This is a genomic window from Psychrobacter sp. T6-1, assembly GCF_052258445.1.
The window spans coordinates 1-5218 of the sequence record NZ_JBQQFC010000168.1 but is presented as its reverse complement, the minus strand read 5'-3'; the positions used below and the strand labels follow the sequence as shown (position 1 = coordinate 5218).

Annotated in this window: 3 protein-coding genes and 4 tRNA genes; all 7 read left to right on the top strand. The window is 43.9% G+C overall.

Annotation, left to right across the window (positions count from 1 at the left end):
• Positions 1-597: peptide chain release factor 3 (locus ACTXGO_RS09280; RefSeq protein ID WP_459112919.1), on the top strand; the 597-nt coding region annotated here is incomplete at its 5' end.
• A 171-nt stretch (positions 598-768) separates the two neighbouring features.
• On the top strand, positions 769-2226 hold the full coding sequence (locus tag ACTXGO_RS09275) for an FHA domain-containing protein (protein ID WP_443574183.1): 1458 nt from the start codon (positions 769-771) through the stop codon (positions 2224-2226).
• 277 nt (positions 2227-2503) lie between these two features.
• Positions 2504-4000: an anthranilate synthase component I gene (gene trpE, locus ACTXGO_RS09270; RefSeq protein ID WP_443574181.1), complete on the top strand. Its 1497-nt coding sequence runs from the start codon at positions 2504-2506 to the stop codon at positions 3998-4000.
• Positions 4001-4173: 173 nt separating this feature from the next.
• Positions 4174-4249, top strand: a tRNA-Thr gene (locus ACTXGO_RS09265).
• Positions 4250-4337: 88 nt separating this feature from the next.
• Positions 4338-4421, top strand: a tRNA-Tyr gene (locus ACTXGO_RS09260).
• Between the two features lie 104 nt (positions 4422-4525).
• A tRNA-Gly gene (locus ACTXGO_RS09255) sits at positions 4526-4599 on the top strand.
• A 126-nt stretch (positions 4600-4725) separates the two neighbouring features.
• Positions 4726-4800: transfer RNA gene (locus tag ACTXGO_RS09250), tRNA-Thr, on the top strand.
• Positions 4801-5218: the final 418 nt, after the last annotated feature.

Sequence of the window (5218 nt, the reverse complement as noted above, 5' to 3'; positions counted from 1 at the left end):
AAGCATGTACGCCTAGGTAAAGACGTGCGTATCGCTGATGCCTTGACGTTTTTGGCAGGGGATCGCGAAGCATTAGAAGAGGCGTATCCAGGTGACATCATTGGTCTGCACAACCATGGTACCATCTCTATCGGCGATAGTTTTACCGAAGGCGAGGAGTTAAACTTCACCGGGATTCCGCATTTTGCGCCTGAGCTGTTTCGCCGCGTGGTACTGCGTGATCCGCTTAAATCCAAAGCCCTGCAAAAAGGTCTTCAGCAACTCTCCGAGGAGGGCGCAACGCAGGTCTTTATGCCGCAGATTAATAACGATTTGATCCTAGGTGCAGTCGGCGTGCTGCAGTTCGAGGTGGTCGCCCATCGCCTCAAAGAAGAGTACAAAGTTCAGTGCACCTTTGAGCCGGTCTCTATTGCGACAGTGCGCTGGATTCACTGTGATGATGAGGTGGCACTGACCAAATTTAAGAAAAAAGCTCACGATCAACTCTCGATCGATGGTGGCGGTTATTTGACTTATTTAGCGCCATCTCGGGTCAATCTGCAACTCATGCAAGAGCGTTATCCAGAGATTACCTTTAGCAGTACGCGCGAACACTAAGCTATTTATGATTATAAAAAGGACACGTATATCGTGTCTTTTTTATTGGGTAAACATGTTGAGCGGTTAGAGCTTTTTGCAAAACAAGCTCTAAAAACGTAAACAGTGTTTCAACACTAGAGGATAAAGGTTGCGGTAGAATAAAGGCAATCAATAAAAAGGAGTAGTAACATGACAAGCGATATGGACGACAGTAAAACAGCAAATGCAAGTGCAACCAATCCTACGTTATCAGATAATTTGGCAGCCAAAACTTGGCAATTAGATGCCTTGAGTGAAGCTTTGGGTGATCTGACGTTGCCGATTACTGATAGCTTGTCGGTCGGGCGCGGCAGTGATAATGATTTAGTGCTCGGTAGCAAAGAAGTCTCGCGCAATCACGCACTGCTTAGCGTGGCTGAGGATCAGCTGTATATCAAAGATTTAGATTCATCTAATGGCACCTTTATCAATGATGAGCGCATCGATGGCAATCAATCAAGAGCTTTAAAAAGTGCCGACATTGTTGGGTTTGCCAGCTTTAGCTTTCAAGTATTCGCGGTTGCTGATACAGCAAAACAGCTGCCTGTTACAGGCACAGATAGCATAGATAGCATGAATACTGCTGATATAAGTCCTGTTAATAACGACACTTTAGATAACCCCACTACTAATAATATCACTAACGACAATACTACGGCTGTCGATACGCATCATAACAATGCCGTTAGCTCTGATACGAGCTTTGATGCAAGCCCTGACGCAAATACTACTGCAGAAGCTATCAGCTTAGCGACTGGCGCTGCTGCGACAAAATCTACAATCTCTACAGGTTATAAAAGCAAAGCGTCTGATGGCACAATTAATATTAATGATGCCGCTGATATTAACAGTACAGCGAGTACTACTGATACCACTCTTTCGAGTAAGAAGCTTCCAAGCTCAAATGAGCCAGTAGTCAAACAAACCATGGTGACTGAAGTCCTAGCAGCGAGCGATAGTGCGCAGCCTATCTCTAATAGTGTAGCGCCTACAGATCATAAAGCTCAAACTGATGAGCCTATCGTCAAAGATACGATCGTGACTGAGGTGCTCGCTGCCGCAGACAGTACTGATATAAATAGCGCTGACGCGAATAGTACTAATATAACAAATATGAATAGTACTGATGCGCCGATAAGCCGCGATTCATCAGCGTTAGATGAGACATCAGCCCCGACACCTACAGCCAATGCCCCCACTTACGAGGAGACAGTGATGTCCACTGAGCCTGCAAAAGATACCGCCCACAATACAAATACCGACAGTACAACCACCGACGAGCACTCAACCAAGCGTGCTCCTTATCACGATGATACGGTAGCCCCTGAACACGATAAAACGACAACGACTGAGCTACAAGAAGAAGCCGATCCAGAAGTACTGCGCGCCAAGCAAGCAGCCACCGCTCAGTTCTCAGGAACAGCTAATCTAGGCGGGTCACGCGACTTGGGCACGACGGGTAATAATGCGATGGATCAGGCAATCGATAATCCAGCTAATGCCGCTAGCACTGACAAAAAACCAAGTGGCGGCTGGTTTATTTGGGTGTTTATTATTATCCTAATTATCGGTATTGCACTGTGGTTATTTAATATGGGCGGCGTGTAAGCTCGCCCCAAACGCCTAGTCTTTTTAAATGCTTATTTAAGGTTTTATAAGTAATTAGGTAAGCTATTAAGCTGCCAGACTTTACAACGATAAAATCGTTACAAAGTCTGGCAGCTTATTTTTATGCTTAAATTAATGGTTACTGTCATTTGCTTTTACTCCTTGTGCTTGCAAACATTTTGTCTTAAGCACTCATAATATCGGTCAGTTTTGTTATACTGATTCGCTATTATTAACGACTATCTTTTGCTACTACTGTGCTAAGAGACCCTTTGCTATGATGAATTTTGAAGAATATACCGCTTTTAAAGCACAAGGCTTTAGTCATGCGCCGCTGATAAAAAAGCGCTTGATGGACGCGCAGACGCCCGTTTCTGTATTCTCCAAAGTACGTGATCTAAGTGGTTCGGCCTATTTGTTTGAGTCGGTGGTAGGCGGGGAGCGCTGGGCGCGTTATTCGATGATTGGCTTAGGTAGTGACTTGCTGCTGCAATATGTCAACGGCGAGATGACGGTCAAGCGAGACAATGACATTAGCGTCAACGCAGTGGCTGATCCCTTTGACTACATTCGTAAGCTGATGGCGCAGTATAAGATGCCAACTGCTGATGATATACCTACGCTACCGAGCTTTAGCGGCGGTCTTATAGGCTATTTTGGTTATGACATGGTACGTGTCATTGAGCCGTCTGTCGGTCAGTCTGATGCACCAAACCCGATGACGCTGCCTGATATGTGGCTTATGCTGTCTATGAGTGTGATTGTCTTTGATAATCTTGAGAATACTCTATCTATTATTGTCTATGCCGATTGTACAAGTGATGAGGGTTATAGCGCTGCAATTCGCGAGCTTGAGAAGATAGAAGATAAATTGGCTGAGATGGCAGATTTGAGCACGCCGACCATGCCAACGCCCAAGTTTGAATCACAAACTGGAGAAGAGAAATATTGCACGGATGTCAATAAGATTAAAGATTACATCTTTGCAGGAGATGTCATGCAAGTGGTGCCCGCTCAGCGTTTGAGCGCAGATTACACTGGCGACTCCCTAGCGGTTTATCGCGCACTACGTTTTTTAAACCCGTCGCCTTATCTGTTTTTGGTACATGGTTATACTTTGGATGATCACAAACGCTTTGATATTATTGGAGCTTCCCCTGAGATTTTATCGCGTATTGAGAACGGGCAAGTGACCGTCCGTCCGCTAGCAGGCACCCGTAAGCGCGGCCGTGATGAAGCTGAGGACTTAGCACTAGAGCGTGAGCTGTTATCTGATCAAAAAGAGATTGCTGAGCACTTAATGCTAATAGATTTAGGGCGTAATGACATTGGCCGCGTTTGTGAGTATGGTAGTGTCAAAGTCACCGAAAAAATGTTTATTGAGCGCTACTCACAGGTCATGCATATTGCCTCTAACGTTGAAGGCACCGTACTACCAGATAAAGACGCGCTTGATGTCTTTTGTGCCACTTTCCCAGCAGGAACGCTCTCAGGCGCGCCAAAGATTCGCGCGATGCAGATTATCGACGAGGTTGAGCCGGTACGTCGCACCGTGTTCGGTGGCTCAGTTGGCTATCTGGGCTGGCATGGCAATATGGACACCGCTATCGCTATTCGCACTGCGGTTATGCGCCGCGGTAAGATACATATTCAAGCTGGGGCAGGTGTGGTTGCCGATTCAGTACCAGAGGCGGAGTGGGATGAAACCAACAAAAAAGCCTTAGCATTAGTTAAGGCTGTAAAAATGGCATGTGATGGTTTGCGTATTCAGTAAGGCCCCATTAAACTAGAACCTTTAATAAATGTTAAAAGCATATTTTAAGCCTTAAAAAATCACAATATAATCAACTGCGTAAGATTTTTTATAAAAAAAACCATCTAAAAGTGCAAATAGGGCTTGTATTCTAAGATATATTTGATAGAATACTCCCCACTTTGAAGGAACAAGCCGACTTAGCTCAGTTGGTAGAGCAACGCACTTGTAATGCGTAGGTCGCCAGTTCGATCCCGGCAGTCGGCACCATTTTTCAAAGTCATTTTTAAGCATTAGTCAATAATGCCGCTTTTTACAAATTTACTTTTTTAAGTTATTTTTGTTTAAAGCACTCTTAGGTGGGGTTGGGGAGCGGTCAAACCCAACAGACTGTAAATCTGTCGCGAAAGCTTCGAAGGTTCGAATCCTTCCCCCACCACCATATTTTCTAAGTTTTATCGTAGCAGCGCCAAGCATACTCTATAGCCAGACCTCTTTGAATACTGATATCAGTTAAGTAAAGAGTCACTTTGAATAAGAGCTATTGCGGGTGTGGTATAATGGTAACACCTTAGCCTTCCAAGCTAATGACGCGGGTTCGATTCCCGCCACCCGCTCCATATACGTGGCATTGACCGCAGCTTACCGTAAAATTTTCATCACGATAATCAGTTATTACCATTAACTGTTTCGTGATATTTTTTTAAGTACAGCTTGTAGATTTCTTTAGTAGTTATTTAAACTATGCTCATATAGCTCAGCGGTAGAGCACTCCCTTGGTAAGGGAGAGGTCTCGAGTTCAATTCTCGATATGAGCTCCACTTATATTCATTTTTTACGCCTGTTTTGCCCTATTGGTATATCCAGCTTGCATTATAAAAAATAATATGTGATAACTGTATAAAGTTTTGCATCGATATAACTATCATATAGCAAGCGATAATGACAGGGTAACACTGAGGTGTTGCCTTTTAGTGCTGTCAGTTTGCTTATGATTTAGCTTATGATACAGTAAGCTCACAAGCTAAAAGCTAATGTTATAATTAATTATTGTAGTTGCTGTATTTAAAGTAAAACAGATTAATAGTATCGTCTTAATTTGTATTCAGACTCTATGAGACAAATTATATTAAAGATAGATGCTCAACTCATTGTTTAACCAAAAAAGGAAAACCTCATGGCAAAGGCCAAGTTTGAACGCGTAAAGCCCCACGTTAACGTCGGCACCATCGGACACGT